This is a genomic window from Flavobacterium arcticum (assembly GCF_003344925.1).
Classification (GTDB): domain Bacteria; phylum Bacteroidota; class Bacteroidia; order Flavobacteriales; family Flavobacteriaceae; genus Flavobacterium; species Flavobacterium arcticum.
In genome coordinates this window covers 130,041-148,589 of the sequence record NZ_CP031188.1, presented here as the reverse complement: position 1 = coordinate 148,589, position 18,549 = coordinate 130,041, and the positions used below count along the sequence as shown (strand labels likewise).

The window sequence follows — 18,549 nt, the reverse complement described above, 5'->3', positions numbered from 1 at the left end:
AAAATAATAAAGCCAAACAATAATGTTTGGCTTTTTATAGTCGGGATGACTGGATTCGAACCAGCGACCCCTAGCACCCCATGCTAGTACGCTACCAGGCTGCGCTACATCCCGAGTCCTTCTTTACAAAGGTGTAGCAAATATATTAGTTTTTGAGAAAATAGATAAACAGGAACTTAAAATTATCTTTACATACTAATAAAGATATCTACTTCTGCATTGTTCCAGTCATGACTACGCTCATCATATACTTCAAAGTCGGCTTTATAGGCTCTTTTTAATTCTGAACTCCATATTGTTTGCCATGCTTCGCCTATACAGTCAGGCATTTTGCCCTTCGCCGTAAATTTTATAAAATCGCCTTGAGGAATTACTATATTTTCCATTTCTTCGGGTATAGGTGCGCCAGCAGCAACCCTGCATCCAATGAAAAAAGAATAGGGCTGGTTATGGTCGCCTTCATAATCATAATAAACCGCATATACTTTATCTTCAATTCTTTCGGGTATTTTTACAAACCAACTACCTTTTTGAAACTCTTGCCATAAGTTACCGCAATCTTGTGCTGCTTGTCCGTTAGCATTAGTCGTTTTGTGTGGTAGTGTAATACCCGTAAGGTAAATAGTTTCAAAATGCTGTTTTTCCATTGTTATATGTTTTATATTATTAAAAAAGGTAGCTATGTTTTATGCTACCTTCTCTAAAATTGTTTTTAATTATCAGAAGATTCTGAGTCGCCGTTTCCTGAACTTTTCTCTTTAGGTCGTCTTACACCGTGAGTGCCACGCCAAATTTTTCCTCTTTTTGTTTTTACATCTCCTTTTCCCATAAAAGTTTGAAATTTGAATATTAGTACTAATCTCAAATTTACAAAAAAGATATAAAAACTGAAAAATTATGCCAAAGGATTACGCTTTCGGTTCATCCATTTTACAACTTCAAACCACACTACTGTTATAAAACCACTTGCAATACTAATAGCCATTTGTGGTATGGTAAGTGTTTCAAAATTGAAAAATTGTTTAATAGGTTCAATGTATAATAAAAGCATTGTCAAAATAACAGTTATACCAATAATGAGCGGTATAAAATTGTTTTTGTATCGCAATGTGGTGATCACCGAATAGTAAAATGACCTATTAACCAGAGTAAGAAATATATTTGCCGATACTAATACCGTAAATACCATAGTACGTGTTTGGGCTTCGTTGTAGTCGCAGTTTACGGCATAAAGGTAAACTCCTAGTGTTCCCACTGTTATGGCTATACCTTGTATAATACTTGTAATAATTTCCTTAAAGCTAAAAAAAGTATTTGTAAAAGGTCGTGGTTTTTGAGACATAGCATTTTTCTCCATAGGCTCATTTTCATAAATAACAGAGCAGGTAGGACCCATAATAAGTTCGAGAAAAATAATATGTACTGGCGAAAAAATATCGGGGTATTTCCAGCCGAGTGCTACAGGAATAAAAACGGTAAGTATTATAGGGATATGAATAGAGATAATATACTGTATCGCTTTTTTTAGGTTGGCATATATTCGTCTGCCCATCGCTATAGCATCTACCATTTTTACTAGGTCATCATCAGGTAGTATAAGTGATGCGGCTTCTTTAGCTATTTCAGTACCTTTATTACCCATAGCAATGCCTATATGGGCCGCTTTAAGTGCTGGACCATCGTTAACACCATCGCCAGTCATGGCTACTATTTGTCCCTGAGCTTTGAGTGCATTAATAATCCTTAGTTTGGCTTCGGGGAACATTCGGGTAAAGATTGCTGTATCCATTACTTTTTGTTGTAGTGTAGTATCATCTAAAGCCATTAATTCATCTCCCGAAATATGATTTTCAGACCCTCTAAAGTCAACTTGCTTTGCAATGGCAGTTGTTGTAGCTTCGTTATCGCCTGTAACAATTTTAATAGCTATACCAGCTTTATAAAAATCTTCAAAAACTGATTTTATATTGTCTTTTGGAGGATCGTAAAAAGCGACTAACCCCAAGAAAGTGAAATTATAGTCTTGTTGTTTTTCGAGAAAGTTATTTCCATCAAATTGTGCACTACCTACACCTAAAACTCTATAGCCTTTGCTTGCCATAGTAGTGATAGCATCTTTCACTTTATTTTTATTAGCCTCATTAAGCCCCGATACATCTATTAAAGCTTCGGGAGCACCTTTTGCCGCTATAATTCGGTTACCACTTTTATTTTCAAAAAGATGTGTCATCATAGGAGGCTTCCCATCTAGCGGATACTCGTGCATCATAGTATATTCGGGTCTCTCATCATGATGCGCCATTTTTTTATATGCAGCGTGTAGTGCTGCTTCCATAGGGTCAAACGGTATTGGTTCGCTTGCCCACATGGCTGTAGTTAAAAGTTGTCCTGATTCTTGATTAGTAATGCTATCAGCATTTATTATTGCGTCATCGGCAAAAACATATAATTCTGCCAATGCCATTTTATTCTGGGTTATGGTTCCTGTTTTGTCGGTACATATTACAGTAGCACTCCCAAGCGTTTCTACAGTTTTCATTTGTTTAACCAAAATACCTTTTTGCATCAAGCGCCAAGCACCGAGTGCCATAAAAGCGGTAAAGGCAACAGGTATCTCTTCGGGCAATATACTCATAGCAAGTGTTAGTGCTTTTAGCAAACTCTCAACTGCTTTACCTGACTGATAAAAATGAATGCCCCAAACCGCTGTAAAAACAATAGCACCTATAATTACCATTATTTTTACAAAATGGGCTATTTGTATTTCAAGAGGTGTTTTTTCCTCTTTTATGCTGTCAAGGCTTTCACCAATTTTACCCAGTTTTGTGCTACTGCCTATTGCTGTAACTTTTGCAATAGCAAGTCCTCCGGTTACTATAGTGCCTTGAAAAATAGAATTATTGTTTTCTCTCTCATTTTTGGATACCGACATGGCTTCTCCGGTAATAACCGATTCATTAACCGAAAAGTCATTGGAGTGCACAATATTACCGTCGGCAGGAATATAGCTGCCTTCTTCGGTAACCATAAAATCGCCAATAACTAGCTCTTCATTTTCAATACTAATTATTTCACCATTTCTGATGACACTGCAATGGGGCTGTGTATAATTTTTAAGGTCGCGCAAGGCGTTACGGCTTCTTCTGTCCTGATAGAGTGATATTGTAGCAACGAGTAGTATTGCAAATAGCATAAATATGGAGTCGCCCGTGTCGCCACTTATAAAATAAATTATAGCAGCAACCAATAATAACAATACCATTGGTTCGGTAAAAAGGCTTTTTACAGCATCAAAAAACCAGTACTCTTTTTTATAAGTAATGGCATTACTACCATGCTGTTCTCTCGATTCTAGTACCTCTGCATCGGTGAGTCCTTTTATTCCGAAATTACTATGTGCCATTCCTAATATTTATATCTGATGTAAATATAGGTAACTGAAAATTATGATTGGATTAAATTTATCAGGAGCGAATGCGATAGATGCTAACGATATCTTGCGTTATTTTTTCGAAATCGATATTAAGATCGATAAGTTTACCTGATTGTAAGTCAAAAATCCATCCGTGTACAGTAAGCCCAGTTTCGGTGGCTGCTTTTTGCACTTCGGCAGTTTTAATAACATTAATACACTGTTCTTGTACATTGAGTTCTACAAGGCGGTCATATCGATCTGTTTCGTTTTCAATAGCGTCAAGCTCATTACGATGCAGACGATATACGTCTCTAATGTTACGCAGCCAAGGGTTTAATATCCCCATATCGGTATGGTGCATGGCAGCTTTAATACCACCGCAATTAGTGTGTCCGCATACTATGATATGCTTTACCTTGAGGTGTACTACCGCATAGTTAATCACCGACATACTGTTAAGGTCAGTATTAGGAACCATATTAGCAATGTTACGATGTACAAAAATATCTCCAGGTCGTACGCCCATCAATTCCTCAGCAGCAACTCTACTGTCAGAACAGCCTATATATAATATTTCAGGCGATTGTCCTTGCGATAAATTATTAAAGTATTCAGGATCTTTTTGTAACTGTTGTGCTACCCAGTTTTTATTGTTTTCAAAAACTTTTTTGATGTTCATTATTTGTAATTGCTTTTATGGTTTTACAATAAAAGAAGATTCTTTCCTTTTAAAAGGGTAAAAGTTTTGAAGGAATTTTTTGCCTTTAACTTCTATAAAAATATAAGTAAAATAAGAATAAATGACAATAAAAAGCAAGTAGGCTATTATTGTTAAAGATACTGCAAGTTCGGTTACAGGAACTTTAAGAAAACCGAAAATAAATTTTGTAAATATAACCATCACTATCGCATGATTTAAATATAACGAGTATGATATTTTTCCTAAGAATTGAAAAAAACTATGACACATTAACTTTACAATATATCCATTACTTAATGCAAATACAAAAATGGAAATTCCGAAAAATAGAGGTATTATAAAAAGGCTGTATAGCTCAATATTGTTAACATAATAGTATCTTATGTATAAGACAGATACTAACAATATTGGGACTAAATATTCTAAGTATTTATTAAGTGTAATATTCTTGTTTTGTTGGTATAGCTTAAATGTATAAAATCCTGTCATAAAGCAAACCAGCCCTCTTACAAAACCCCATTTCATAGTTTCCATATAACTATTTAAGTATATAATAAAAGCAGCAGATGCTAAGAGTATAAAGCCAATAGCATATTTTTTACTACGATTAAACCATAATAGTGCCAAACCAAAAATAATGTAAGATATCATTTCGGATGAAATAGACCATGATGGGAAATTCATCCCCACCATATCAATAATAGGGGTAGAATTAAGAAATAGTAATGAGTTTAGCGTTTGTAAAAATAATACGCTTATAGGTTCTGGGTTGGTTAAAAGATGAGGTAAAAAGAGATTAAATACCAACTCGAAACCAAGATAGATGATTACTGTATAAAACAATAGTGGATATAGGCGTAAAAATCGCGCTTTAAGATACTTTATAAAATCGTCTTTTTCATTTATCCTATTGGTATAGTTAAGACTGATAACAAAACCAGAGAGTACAAAAAAGAAATCGACAAACAAATCTCCCTGCCTTATCATAAAGTTAGAAAGCAGGGATATAGTACTAAAATCACCATCAGAAGGAAAATGAAATAATGCTACCATTAAGGCAAATAAACCTCGTAGTCCGTCTAATTGCGATAAGCGAGTGTCTTTCATTTTTTCTTTTAATGATTAAGTTAAGGTTTCAAATGTAAGAATTGAGACTAAAAATATTACTTTTTAATCGTGTTATTCTTCAAAACCTTTAATCAAGACCTCTAAAATTTTAATGGCAGCTTCACTTATTTTGGTACCAGGACCAAACACGGCAACAGCACCACAATCAAAAAGATATTGGTAATCTTGGGCAGGGATAACCCCTCCTACAATAACCATAATATCTTCGCGACCATATTTTTTAAGCTCTGCTATAACTTGGGGTACTAACGTTTTATGTCCTGCTGCAAGAGACGATACACCAAGAATATGCACATCATTTTCTACCGCTTGTTTTGCAGCTTCGGCAGGTGTTTGGAATAACGGACCTATATCTACATCAAAACCTACATCGGCATAACCTGTAGCTACAACTTTTGCACCACGGTCATGACCGTCTTGCCCCATTTTAGCAATCATGATACGCGGACGACGTCCTTCTAGCTTTGCAAATTCATCGGCAAGCTGCTTGGCTTTTTCAAAGCTCTCATCGTTTTTTATCTCTTTACTATACACACCGCTAAATGATTTTATTTGTGCTTTGTACCTGCCATATACTGTTTCGAGGGCATCACTTATTTCACCCAATGTTGCTCTATAGCGGGCAGCTTCTACTGCTAAAGCTAATAAGTTGCCTTCGCCCGTTTTAGCCGATTCGGTTAGTTTCTCTAAACACTCAGTTACTTTTTGGTTGTCACGGCTTGCTTTTATCTGTTCTAAACGTTCTATCTGCTGGCGACGTACCATTTGGTTATCTACATCCAGTATATGTAATGGGTCTTCTTTTTCAAGACGATATTTGTTTACACCTACTATTATATCTTGTCCGCTGTCTATACGTGCTTGTTTACGTGCAGCAGCTTCTTCAATACGCAGTTTAGGTATACCTTCTTCAATAGCTTTGGTCATACCTCCGAGTTCTTCTACCTCTTCAATTAGTGCCCATGCTTTATCGGCGATTTCTTTAGTAAGGCTTTCTACATAGTAGCTGCCTGCCCAAGGATCGACAGTTTTAGTTATTTTGGTTTCTTCTTGTAAGAATATTTGTGTATTACGTGCTATACGTGCCGAGAAATCAGTTGGTAGCGCAATAGCTTCATCTAATGCATTAGTATGTAATGACTGTGTTCCGCCAAAAGCTGCTGCCGCAGCTTCTATACACGTACGTGCTACATTGTTAAAAGGGTCTTGTTCTGTAAGACTCCAACCACTGGTTTGACAGTGGGTACGCAGTGCTAACGATTTTTGATTTTCGGGATTAAATTGTTGTAACAGTTTTGCCCACAACATACGCCCTGCACGCATTTTGGCAATTTCCATAAAATGGTTCATACCAATAGCCCAAAAGAAAGAAAGACGTGGTGCAAATTTATCTATTTTCATACCTGCTGCAAGCCCTGTACGGATGTACTCAAGACCATCGGCAAGGGTATAGGCAAGCTCAATATCGGCAGTAGCTCCTGCTTCCTGCATGTGGTAGCCCGATATACTAATAGAGTTAAACTTCGGCATGTTTTTACTGGTATATTCAAATATATCAGCAATAATTTTCATTGATGGTGTAGGAGGGTAGATGTACGTATTACGCACCATAAACTCCTTTAATATATCATTTTGTATCGTTCCCGAAAGTAATTCAGGTGCTACGCCCTGCTCTTCGGCAGCTACAATATAGAATGCCATAATGGGTAGTACTGCACCATTCATAGTCATAGAAACCGACATTTCGCCCAATGGAATTTGGTCAAAAAGTACTTTCATGTCTTCTACACTATCAATTGCTACACCTGCTTTACCTACATCGCCTACTACGCGTTCGTGGTCGCTATCGTACCCTCGGTGTGTGGCAAGGTCAAACGCTACAGATAGTCCTTTTTGTCCTGCTTCAAGATTACGTCTGTAAAACGCATTACTCTCTTCGGCGGTAGAGAAACCTGCATATTGCCTTACTGTCCATGGGCGACGCACATACATAGTGCTGTAAGGTCCACGAAGGTTTGGTGCAAAACCTGCAGCAAACCCTATGTGCTCCAGATTTTCAATATCGTTATGATTATATTCTTTTTTTATCTCAATACCTTCGGCAGTAGTAAAGTTATTTTCTTCTGCTGAGGAGGTAGTATTCTTAGGAGTATCTTTAAGTTGAATATGTTGTAGGTCTTTTCTCTTCATCATGACTTTCTTTGTAATTAACAACCGTTTTTATCTTCTCCGTTTAGTCTTTCCTGCTCTATTTGCTCCGCTAGGCGTTTTTCTATTATCGGAGTAATGAGTGTTTTTCTAGGATCTTTTTTTACAAACGGATATAATTCCAGTTCGCCACTCATTCTGTCGTTCTTGTTAGGGTATTTATTGGTACCTAGTAGTACTTCTTTACCACTATCAAAAAGTTCTTGTTCTTTAGTAGCACTTTCTTGTATTTTTCGTTGTATAGTACCGTCTTTTAGCTGATGTAAAAAACCACCATTAGCTTCTATATCTTTAAAAATAGCCAGAGCTTTCTCTGCCATTTGTTGTGTTAGTTCTTCAATGTAATAAGCACCATCGGCAGGATTGTCTACTTTATCAAAATAACTTTCGTGTTTTAGTACAAGTAGTTGATTCCTTGCTATTCTATCGCCAAATTCATTGTCTTTATGATATAGAGCATCATAAGGGAGGTTGGTAATCGCATTAGCACCGCCTAGTATAGCACTCATACATTCGGTAGTAGTACGTAGCATATTTACATTATAGTCGTATAATGTTTTATTTCGTTTTGATGGTGTGGCAATTATATGGCAACCCTCAGTATGGTTATACTCATTAGCAATAAGCCTAAACAATTTTCTTAATGTACGTAATTTTGCAATCTCAAAAAAGTAGTTTGTACCAACGGCAACCTGTAATACTATAGGTTTGTTTATAGTCGCTATTGAATTGAAATATTCATTAGCATGAGCTACTGTATAGGCTATTTGTTGTACAATATTGGCTCCTGCATTTTGATAGAGGCTTCCATCTACACTTAAAAAGTTGATGTTGCTACAAGCTATAGCAATAGTATTTAAGGTATCAATATCTTTTTGCATACCACCAAACCAGTTTCCTTCTTTGGCAAGGTTGCCAATAGGATCTAGTTGAATATATATTGTTGTGCCTTTTTGTTTTGCAAAGACGTCAATACGTTTTACGAAATCGATTGAAAGGAAACTCAAATTTATATAAACAGTAGTCTCCTTTAAAGGAATTCCATTAAGCAGTTTTTCTACGTCTGTTTTGTCATTTTCTATAGTAAAGCGTAGGCTTTCGGCACCACGTTTTAAAGTGTCATTTGCTCTTGAAATAGATTTTTCTATATCGAAAACAAATATATTCTGACATATACTGAAGTTAGCAGCTTTTGTACCTGTGGGTGCGGTAGGGGTAAACTCGTCATTATGGTAAAAAGGTTTTACCTTAATACCTTCGGGGCTTTCCCATACAAGTGTTTCGTTATAATCTGCTCCTTTAAGCTCAAACTGTATCTGTTGTTTCCATTGTTTGGATGATACAGGTTCAAACCCGTTAAATAGATGTTCGCTCATGTACAAAAATTTTTTATAGTGATTTGTTGGTTGTTACCTCTTCGGGCACATCCTCTTCAAATTCTATTATATATATATCTTCATTTTCGCGTTTCATGTAATATTGTTCACGCGCATATTTTTCAGTCTGGTCAGGATTATTCAGATGCTTTATACTGGTACTATCTTTTTTTATTTCCTGAATGTAGTATGCTTTATTTTCTTCGAGTTCTTTAATCTCTTTATCTAAAACAGGATGATCAAAATAAAGGGAGTAATTATCTATAAAAAACATCCATACAGCAAAAAAAATTATAACCAGTAAGTACCTGTTTCCTATGAATTTTAGGAAAGGATATTTTGTGGTTAATTTGCTGAAAGCTTTCATGTTGAAAATTTATAAACAATTACAAAGTACTACTTTTTTTGATATTTTTTATGCAAGACGTTGGTTTATTACTGCTCGTACTACATCAATAGCTACCGTATTATATTTATCATTAGGAATAATGATGTCGGCATGTGTTTTAGTAGGTTCTATAAATTGTTGATGCATAGGTTTTAGCGTAGTTTGGTATCGGTTTAGCACCTCATCCATATCACGTCCTCTCTCTGCAATATCACGCTTTAGTCTTCTTATCAATCGCTCGTCAGAGTCGGCATGTACAAATATTTTAATATCAAACATCTCCCTAAGCTTAGGGTCGGAAAGTATAAGTATGCCTTCTACTATCATTACCTTTCTGGGGTGAGTTATCACAGTATCATCTGTTCTATTATGAGTTACAAACGAGTATACAGGTTGTTCTATCGTTTTTCCTTCTCGTAACTCTTTTAGGTGCTGTGCCAGTAATTCGAAATCAATAGCTCTAGGATGGTCAAAGTTTATTTTTGCCCTATCTTCAAAACTAAGTGATGAATTATCTCTATAGTATGAGTCTTGAGATATTATACCTACCTCTGTTAGTGGTAGTTCGTTCATTATCTGGTGTACAACAGTTGTTTTTCCGCTTCCGGTACCGCCTGCAATTCCTATGATAAGCATTTGTAAATTGTATTGTTTTATGTTTTGCAAAAGTAGCAATTCTCGATAGGCATTTTATATTAAATCTCATTTTATGTAAATATTTAATGTGTGATTGGTGTTTTTGTGTATCATAACAGTGGGTTATGTGTTTGCTATTTTCTAGTTTTTCATCGGAAAACCATCGTATACAAATAAGCAATATTTTCTATGCCATCACGTTATAAAGCATATTTACTTGTACTGAAAGATAATTTATTAATGCATATTCATTTTTGATTTATACAACACTTCTAAATATTGCAATTTTTCAAGGGATAATTTTAGGAATAATTATTTTAAAATCACCTTTATTTAAGAGTATTGCAAATAAATATTTGGCCTATGCCATATTTACACTTTCCATACTTCTGTTAAATCTTGTTTTTGAAATCTCAGAAGCATTTAATACCATTTCTTTCCTGCGATTTTTTGATCATATAGAATGGGCATTTCTTTTTCCAGTTTTTATTTTTTTGTTTGTTGTAAACCAAGCAAATCATCCTGTAAAGAATTCAAAAAAATTACTATGGTTTTTCGTTCCTTTTAGTTATTCGGTCATTATCAGTATTCTTAATACCTCTTATACTGTTACTGATATGTATAATATCACAGATTTGGGTATTAAATTATTTGAGATTCTAAACTATATAGAACTTTTTTTAGTCTTAACATTTATTCCTGCTATTTTAATCTACACATATAGTTTTATAAAATTTTCAAAAGATGAAGAAGAAAAACAATGGTTAACGCTCTTATGTATAATTGTTTCTATACTATTGTTTTCTTGGGTAATCGCTATACTTTTAGCTATATTTTTACATTATGATATTTTGTATGTCATGAAAATTATAGCACTATTTGCAGCATTCTTAATACATTGGACAGCATATATTGGGGTTTATAAGTATAAACTAGCTAAAGATAAAGGAGGTATTAACATATTGCTGAATAATAGCTTATTAATTCTAAACAACGATATGTCAACTGAGGTTATTATTAAAAAGGAATCTTTTACGCCAGATAATCAGTATTTTAAAAAACTTGAAGAACTTTGTGAAAACCAAGAGATTTATAAAGATAGCACATTAAATAGAGAAAAAATTGCTGAAAGATTAGGTATAAGTACAGGTTATGTTTCTCAACTTGTAAATACTGTTACAGGAGAAAATTTTGCAAACTACATAAACCAATATCGTGTAGAAGCTGTTAAGAAAATGATTGTAGATCCAGAATATGAGAACTACAATATATTAGCCTTAGGATTAGAGTCAGGTTTTACTTCAAAAACTACCTTTTATAAAGCATTTAAGAAAGTTACTGGAATGACCCCAAATAATTATCGTAATAGTCAAAAATAAGTACCGATTTCTTCAGTTTTAAGATGTTGAAACCTTTTTATACTAGCTTAATTTACTTTTGCCAATGAAAAAATAAATAAACTTTTTATGAAAAAAACATCTTTAATAATCGTGTTTTTGTTTTCTCTTTTTACGGCTAAAGCACAAAACCAAAGTGAAACTATCAAGAATCAATTTGAAAAGAAAAATGATGTAAAAATCAATGTGTATTTTACAGCATTGGGACTTTTTGAAGGAACTTATGAAAGGAACTTAAATAAAAAATCTTCACTAGGAATAACTGGTATGTATGTCTTTAGCCAAAAATATGACGAGGATGCTAATTTTCAAATTTCTCCTTTTTATAGGAGATACTTTGGTAAAAAGTATGCTTCAGGGTTTTTTATTGAAGGATTTGGTACATTAGGCTCAACCGATGGAAAACAATTAATGGATGTTAATGGAAATATTACTTTAAACGAAGGTCCTGATGTGATTGATTTATCACTTGGTTTAAGTTTTGGGTGTAAATGGGTTACTAAAAGCGGAATCGTTTTTGAAGTATTAGTTGGTATGGGAGGAAACTTATTTAATGCTGATAAAACAGATCATGATGTTATTAATCGTCGCGCAATAAGTGTAGGTTACCGCTTTTAGTCTAAATAGAAAAAGTGTCTCCAAGCAAAACCATAGCAATTGTAGATTTAAATTTTATTTAAAAAAGCCTTTTAGAGCAATGAAGAATGCAAACGTTTAGGTAAGATTAGTAGAGGTAGAAGGTAATTATATTGGTAAATATTTTGTTTTAACTTAACTACTCGATATATAATGGAAGATGGTATGCAAAAAAAGAAATAGCCTTATATTTGAAACAAAATGTTACAATATATAAGCTATGAAAAAAATAGTATTACTGTTTTCATTATTTTGTTTATCAGCCCCACTTTCGGCACAAGAGGTAATGTATGAAATTTTTACCCGAAGTTTTTTTGATAGTAATAATGATGGGTATGGCGACCTTAAAGGAGTTGAGCAAAAACTAGACGAGTTGTATAAACTAGGGGTAACCAGTATAGTGCTTTCTCCTATATATCAATCAAGTTTTTATCATAATTATTATGCTGATAGTTTTGAAAAGATAGATACTACCTATGGCAACTGGGCTGATTATAAAGCTTTGATAAAAGCGGTACATTTAAGACGTATGAAAATATACCAAGATGTGCAGCTTAACTATGTTTCGGGGAAACATGTATGGTATAAAGACTCTTATCGTAATCCTAATTCTCAATATTCAGGATATATATCTTATACAGATAAGCAAAATAAAAAGCCTATTTTTCTTAAAAATATAGAGTTACATAGTACATATAACGATAATAAAGAACAAGTAGTAGCTGTAAACCTTACTAGTCCCGACGTGCAAAAGTATTTTCTAAAACAGCTATCTGATTTAATATATATTAACGAAGATGCTATGGGGAAAGACGGGGTAGATGGTTTCAGGTTTATAGGTATGGGGAACGGATATCCTTCACAAGGTGCTACAGGGCAAGGGTTAAAAACATTTTGGAAACCGCTTATAGAAGGTTTGAAAAAAGTAAACCCTAAATTAGAAGTTATAGCTCTTCAATCGGGTAAAGATAAGTATGGTTCAGATTGTTTTACAGTAGCTAATGCTGATAGGGTATATGCTAATCCGCTTCGCGAAGCAATAACTACATTTGATAAAAAGAAAATTATTGCAGCTGCCGATAGTACATTTACAACATTACCTAAAGATAAACAACCGATTGTATTTCTAGAAATTCCCGAAACTGATAGGTTCTCTTCGTTAGAAGGGATTACTATAGATAAGCTTAGAGTTGCGGCGGCATTAAATCTTCTTATAGGAGGGGTGCCATCTATATATTATGGTCAAGAAATAGGGATGCACGGAAGACAATTTGAGGTAGAAGTTGATGGGCAAATTATTCCTGTAAGACAATCATATAAATGGTATGCTGATACGATAACTAAAGGAGCAGCTTTATGGTATTTAAATAATGCCCCATGGAAAGACAAAGACCCAATGATACCCAATGATGGGTTTTCTTTAGAAGAACAGCAAAAAACACCTAATTCACTATTCGATTTTTATAAAGAGTTAATAAAATTAAGACGCAGGCAGCCTGCTATTGGCTTGGGCAACTATAGCAGAGTAGCTAATACTAATGATAATGTGATTGCTTTTACTAAAATAGGAGGTAATCAAAAAGTATTAGTTATGATAAATTTGTCAGGATCGCAACAGGTAGTTTCTATTGCCGATGATTCATTGCCATTAAATAAACTACAGCTAATTATGGGGTCTGCTAATTATAACTTCCCAAAGGGAGGACGTACCCTAATATTACCACCTTACTGGGTTCAGGTATGGAGGATGATGTAATAATGTTGATTAACAATAATTTAATGTTTACTTTAATTCTGAGACATCTTGTTTTAAGTTAAGATTTATACATTTGCTTGCAATGTTTATAAGCAAAATTAATATATCAATTTAAAGCTATGATTAAAAAAGTACAAAGAAAAATTAAAAACCTATTACTCGTCGCGTTTATGCTTTCTGCTGCCATTTCTTTTGGTCAGCCTATTGCTACAAGTGCAACAGATGTAACAACAGGAGAGTTTACAGCAACTTGGCAATCAGTTACAGGTGCAACAGGTTACTACTTAGATGTAAGTGAATCATCAACTTTTGGGACTAATGTAGTTGCCTCTAACCTAATTATATCAGAGTATGGAGAAGGTAGTGGAGGTAGCAAAAAGTATATTGAAATTTTTAATGGTACAGGTGCTACAGTAGATCTTTCAAATTATGAACTCTGGATAATATCTAATGGCGGAAGCTGGCCAGAATCAGATATAACACTTTCGGGTACACTAGCCAATGATGCTACTTATGTTATCGCAAATAATTCTACAGATGTATATAATGCAGATATGTACACAGGGAGTCTTTCTCATAATGGAGATGATGCACTTGGTATAGCGTGGAATGGAGGTAGTGGTACTGATTTTAATTTGATTGATGCTATAGGTGATGGTATTGATCCTGGATCAGCATGGAGTGTTGCAGGAGTGAGCGGAGCTACTAAAGATAAAATTTTAATTAGAAAGTCATCTGTTTTTGATCCGACTACTGATTGGGGAACGGCAGCAGGTACAAATGCTACTGATTCAGAATGGATTGTTTCTTCTTTTACATATAATAGTGTTACTCAACCATTAACTTCTTTAGGAAGTCATACTTTTGATGGCGGTTATGATCCATCATTTTTAACAGGATATGACGGTTTAGATGTTGGTAATGTAACATCATATAATGTAACAGGTCTTCAACCTAACACAACTTATTATTTTAGAGTTAGATCATATGATGGCGTAACGGTTTCAGGTAATTCTAATGTAATTCAGGTTACTACTACTGTATGTGGTTCGGTAGCTTTACCAACAGCAGAATCACAGTCATTATGTTCTGGTATTGCTACAGTAGCAAATTTAACAGTAACGACAGGCGAAATGCCAAAATGGTATGAAGCAGAAACAGGAGGTACAGCATTAGCTCCAGAAGCTACTGTAACAACAGGTACATATTATGTTTCACAAACCGTAGATGGATGTGAAAGTGCAAGAGTTGCAGTTGCAGTAAGTGTTAACACAATAGCTGAAGCCCCAGAGGCTGAAGCTCAGGTGCTTTGTGGTGCTGCTACTATTGCTGACTTAACCTCTTCGATACTTGTACCGCCAGCACCAGAACAAGAAGATTTCTCAAGTTTACCTAGTGGTACACTTTCAGCCAACTATGACTTAAGTTTAGGTTCTTGGGAGCTTAATAGTGTTCTAGCAACAGCAGGACAATACTTAGTATTATTCAATTCAAATCCAGGCGGTGCACATATAACCTCTCCTTCTTTCGATGGTTTACAATCAATAACTTTCGATGCGGTATCATTAGGAGGGGTAAGTACAATATCTGTAATAAAAATAGTAGGTGGTATAGAAAGTCTTGTAACAACAATTAATCCACAACAAGGGGTAAATGTTGGAGATGAAGCTTCATATAATACATATACTGTAGATATAAATGATTCAAGTAGTAATATACAAATAAAACTTGAATCTAGTAATGTTACTGGTGAGGCTTCATTTACTGAGGCTGTTCAAAATATTAGTTTTACGGGATATTCTAGTAATATATACAATTGGTATGACGTAGCAACAGGAGGTACTCCACTAGCTACAGATGCCGCACTTGTAACTGGTACATATTATGTTTCACAAATAGTTAGTGGGTGCGAGAGTGTAAGAACAGCAGTTGCTGTAACAATAAACGAAGCACCTGCTGCTCCAACAGCAGCAAGTACACAAACGTTTTGTGGAGCTGCAACTGTAGCTGATTTGATGGCAGAAGGCATAAGTGTGTTTGAAACTACTTTTGAAGATAATTTTGATAACCTTTCTAACTGGAATGTAATTAGTATTAATGGAGATACAGTATGGGAAACCAATACCTCTGGTAATCCATCTAATAGTGCAGCTATAAACGGTTATCTAGAAGATAATGAAGATTGGTTGGTTTCTAATCCTATTACAATACCATCTAGCGTTATTGGAGCAACTTTTAGTTTTGATAGTGCTTACAATTATAGTGGTCCAGATATAGAAGTTTACTATACAACGAATTATACAGGAAACGTTACAACAACATCTTGGCAATTGTTATCTCCTGTATTAAGTTCTTCAGGTGGGTATAGTTGGGTTAATTCTGGGGATTTAGATGTTTCAGAGGCAGTTGGTTCAGATCTTGTAATTGCTTTTAAATATACTTCGGAAAATGGTACTAATACTGCTAAATCTTGGAATGTTGATAATGTACAAGTTATAACAGAGTATGAAAATATAAACTGGTATGATGCAGATGATAATATGTTGGCTAACGTTGATGCTCTTGCAACAGCAACCTATTATGTATCACAAACAGTAAATGGCTGTGAAAGTACAAGAACAGAGGTTACTGTAACCGTAAACCCAATACCAGATGCACCAACAGCAGATGCACAAGCATTCTGTGGTTCAGCTACAGTAGCAAATCTTGCTGTAACAACAGGAGACAACCCAATGTGGTATGATGTTGAAACAGGCGGAACTGCTCTTGCAACAGATGCAACTCTTGCAACAGCAACCTACTATGTATCACAAACAGTAAATGGATGTGAAAGTACAAGAACAGAGGTTACTGTAACAGTAAACCCAATACCAGATGCACCAACAGCAGATGTACAAGCATTCTGTGGTTCAGCTACAGTAGCAGATCTTGCTGTAACAACAGGAGACAACCCAATGTGGTATGATGTTGAAACAGGCGGAACTGCTCTTGCAACAGATGCAACTCTTGTAACAGCAACCTACTATGTATCACAAACAGTAAATGGATGTGAAAGTACAAGAACAGCAGTTAGTGTAACTGTAAACCCAATACCAGATGTACCAACAGCAGATGCACAAGCATTCTGTGGTTCAGCTACAGTAGCAGATCTTGCTGTAACAACAGGAGACAACCCAATGTGGTATGATGTTGAAACAGGAGGCACAGCTCTTGCAACAGATGCAACTCTTGCAACAGCAACCTATTATGTATCACAAACAATAAATGGCTGTGAAAGTACAAGAACAGCAGTTACTGTAACAGTAAACCCAATACCAGATGCACCAACAGCAGATGCACAAGCATTTTGTGGTTCAGCTACAGTAGCAAATCTTGCTGTAACAACAGGAGACAACCCAATGTGGTATGATGTTGAAACAGGCGGAACTGCTCTTGCAACAGATGCAGCTCTTGCAACAGGTTCTTATTATGTATCACAAACAGTAAACGGATGCGAAAGTACAAGAACAGAAGTTACTGTAACAGTAAACCCAATACCATCTGTACCAACAGCAGATGCACAAGCATTCTGTGGTTCAGCTACAGTAGCAGATCTTGCTGTAACAACAGGAGACAACCCAATGTGGTATGATGTTGAAACAGGCGGAACTGCTCTTGCAACAGATGCAACTCTTGTAACAGCAACCTACTATGTATCACAAACAGTAAATGGATGTGAAAGTACAAGAACAGCAGTTAGTGTAACTGTAAACCCAATACCAGTTGCACCAACAGCAGATGCACAAGTATTCTGTGGTTCTGCTACTCCATTAGATCTTACCGCTACTACAGAAGGGGCAGCAATATGGTATGCCGATGCAACTACTATGACTACACTTCCTATAGATACAGCTTTAGCAACAGGTTCTTATTATGTATCACAAATAGTAAACGGATGCGAAAGTACAAGAACAGAAGTTAGTGTAACCGTAAACCTTATACCAGTTGCACCAACAGCAGATGCACAAGCATTCTGTGGTTCAGCTACAGTAGCAGATCTTGCCGTAACAACAGGAGACAACCCAATGTGGTATGATGTTGAAACAGGCGGAACTGCTCTTGCAGCAGATGCAGCTCTTGCAACAGGTTCTTATTATGTATCACAAACAGTAAACGGATGCGAAAGTACAAGAACAGAAGTTAGTGTAACCGTAAACCTTATACCAGTTGCACCAACAGCAGATGCACAAGCATTCTGTGGTTCAGCTACAGCAGCAGAACTTATGGTTACCGTTGAAGGAGCAGCCATATGGTATGCCGATGCAACTACCATGACTACACTTCCTATAGATACCGCTTTAGCAACAGGTTCTTATTATGTATCACAAATAGTAAACGGATGTGAAAGTGCAAGAACAGAAGTTAGTGTAACTATAACAGAAGTAGCAATACCAGTAGGTGAAGCTACACAAGAATTTACAACAGGTGAAACTATTGCTGATCTAGATGTTACAGGTGATAATATAGTATGGTATAGCGATGCTGAACTTACTACAATTGTAGATGCTACTACAGTACTTGTAAATGAAGCAATTTATTATGCAGTTTCTGTTAATGGTGATTGTTCAAGTGAAGCACTTGCAGTAACTGTAGAAGAAGTGTTAAGTACTCCTGTACTTGCAGATGCTAAGTTTACACACTACCCTAACCCTGTTAATGATATCTTGAATGTAGAGTTTAAAGAGAACATAACATCGATAATAGTATATAATTTATTGGGTCAACCAGTAATAGAAAGAAATACTACGAGTAATAATGTACAAGTAAATATGTCGGCATTATCAGCAGGTACTTACATAGTAAGAGCTACTAGTGATAACAAAACGACATCGTTTAAAGTAGTTAAAAACTAAGTAATATAAGTTTTATA

General features: G+C 35.3%; 13 protein-coding genes and 1 tRNA gene. 4 read left to right on the top strand and 10 right to left on the bottom strand.

The genetic code is table 11. From position 1 onward, the window contains the following. Window positions 1-40: 40 nt before the first annotated feature. From DVK85_RS00640 to udk, 10 genes are all read right to left on the bottom strand, one after another. Window positions 41-114 (bottom strand) — tRNA-Pro (locus DVK85_RS00640). Window positions 115-188: 74 nt separating this feature from the next. Beyond that, the gene (locus tag DVK85_RS00635; protein WP_114676580.1) at window positions 189-647 is read right to left on the bottom strand and encodes a GyrI-like domain-containing protein; all 459 of its coding nucleotides are present in this window, start codon (window positions 645-647) and stop codon (window positions 189-191) included. A 65-nt stretch (window positions 648-712) separates the two neighbouring features. Then, complete coding sequence (locus tag DVK85_RS00630) at window positions 713-829, bottom strand: 30S ribosomal protein THX (RefSeq protein WP_114676579.1); 117 nt, start codon at window positions 827-829, stop codon at window positions 713-715. Between the two features lie 66 nt (window positions 830-895). Further along, window positions 896-3,403 carry a cation-translocating P-type ATPase gene (locus DVK85_RS00625; protein ID WP_114676578.1) on the bottom strand — a complete coding sequence of 836 codons (2,508 nt, stop codon included), beginning with the start codon at window positions 3,401-3,403 and terminating at the stop codon, window positions 896-898. 61 nt (window positions 3,404-3,464) lie between these two features. After that, window positions 3,465-4,094, bottom strand: coding sequence for a carbonic anhydrase (locus DVK85_RS00620; protein ID WP_114676577.1), 630 nt, complete (start codon window positions 4,092-4,094; stop codon window positions 3,465-3,467). 15 nt (window positions 4,095-4,109) lie between these two features. Beyond that, window positions 4,110-5,222, bottom strand: coding sequence for an acyltransferase family protein (locus DVK85_RS00615; RefSeq protein WP_114676576.1), 1,113 nt, complete (start codon window positions 5,220-5,222; stop codon window positions 4,110-4,112). Between the two features lie 72 nt (window positions 5,223-5,294). Then, the gene (gene scpA / locus DVK85_RS00610; RefSeq protein ID WP_114676575.1) at window positions 5,295-7,433 is read right to left on the bottom strand and encodes a methylmalonyl-CoA mutase; all 2,139 of its coding nucleotides are present in this window, start codon (window positions 7,431-7,433) and stop codon (window positions 5,295-5,297) included. A gap of 17 nt (window positions 7,434-7,450) precedes the next feature. Next, window positions 7,451-8,827: a methylmalonyl-CoA mutase subunit beta gene (locus DVK85_RS00605; RefSeq protein ID WP_114676574.1), complete on the bottom strand. Its 1,377-nt coding sequence runs from the start codon at window positions 8,825-8,827 to the stop codon at window positions 7,451-7,453. Between the two features lie 13 nt (window positions 8,828-8,840). After that, window positions 8,841-9,194, bottom strand: a complete 354-nt coding sequence (locus tag DVK85_RS00600; RefSeq protein WP_114676573.1) for an FtsB family cell division protein — start codon at window positions 9,192-9,194, stop codon at window positions 8,841-8,843. A gap of 48 nt (window positions 9,195-9,242) precedes the next feature. Next, window positions 9,243-9,851 (bottom strand): uridine kinase, encoded by a 609-nt coding sequence (udk, locus tag DVK85_RS00595; protein WP_114676572.1) that lies wholly within the window; start codon window positions 9,849-9,851, stop codon window positions 9,243-9,245. A gap of 254 nt (window positions 9,852-10,105) precedes the next feature. Between udk and DVK85_RS00590 the strand changes: the two genes are divergently transcribed. From DVK85_RS00590 to DVK85_RS00575, 4 genes are all read left to right on the top strand, one after another. Continuing rightward, window positions 10,106-11,230 (top strand): helix-turn-helix domain-containing protein, encoded by a 1,125-nt coding sequence (locus DVK85_RS00590; protein ID WP_114676571.1) that lies wholly within the window; start codon window positions 10,106-10,108, stop codon window positions 11,228-11,230. 87 nt (window positions 11,231-11,317) lie between these two features. After that, entirely contained in the window at window positions 11,318-11,866 is a 549-nt protein-coding gene (locus tag DVK85_RS00585) for a DUF3575 domain-containing protein (protein ID WP_114676570.1), read from the top strand. A gap of 238 nt (window positions 11,867-12,104) precedes the next feature. Beyond that, window positions 12,105-13,640: an alpha-amylase family glycosyl hydrolase gene (locus DVK85_RS00580; protein ID WP_114676569.1), complete on the top strand. Its 1,536-nt coding sequence runs from the start codon at window positions 12,105-12,107 to the stop codon at window positions 13,638-13,640. Window positions 13,641-13,759: 119 nt separating this feature from the next. Beyond that, the gene (locus tag DVK85_RS00575) at window positions 13,760-18,532 is read left to right on the top strand and encodes an Ig-like domain-containing protein (protein WP_114676568.1); all 4,773 of its coding nucleotides are present in this window, start codon (window positions 13,760-13,762) and stop codon (window positions 18,530-18,532) included. The last annotated feature ends 17 nt before the right edge of the window (window positions 18,533-18,549 follow it).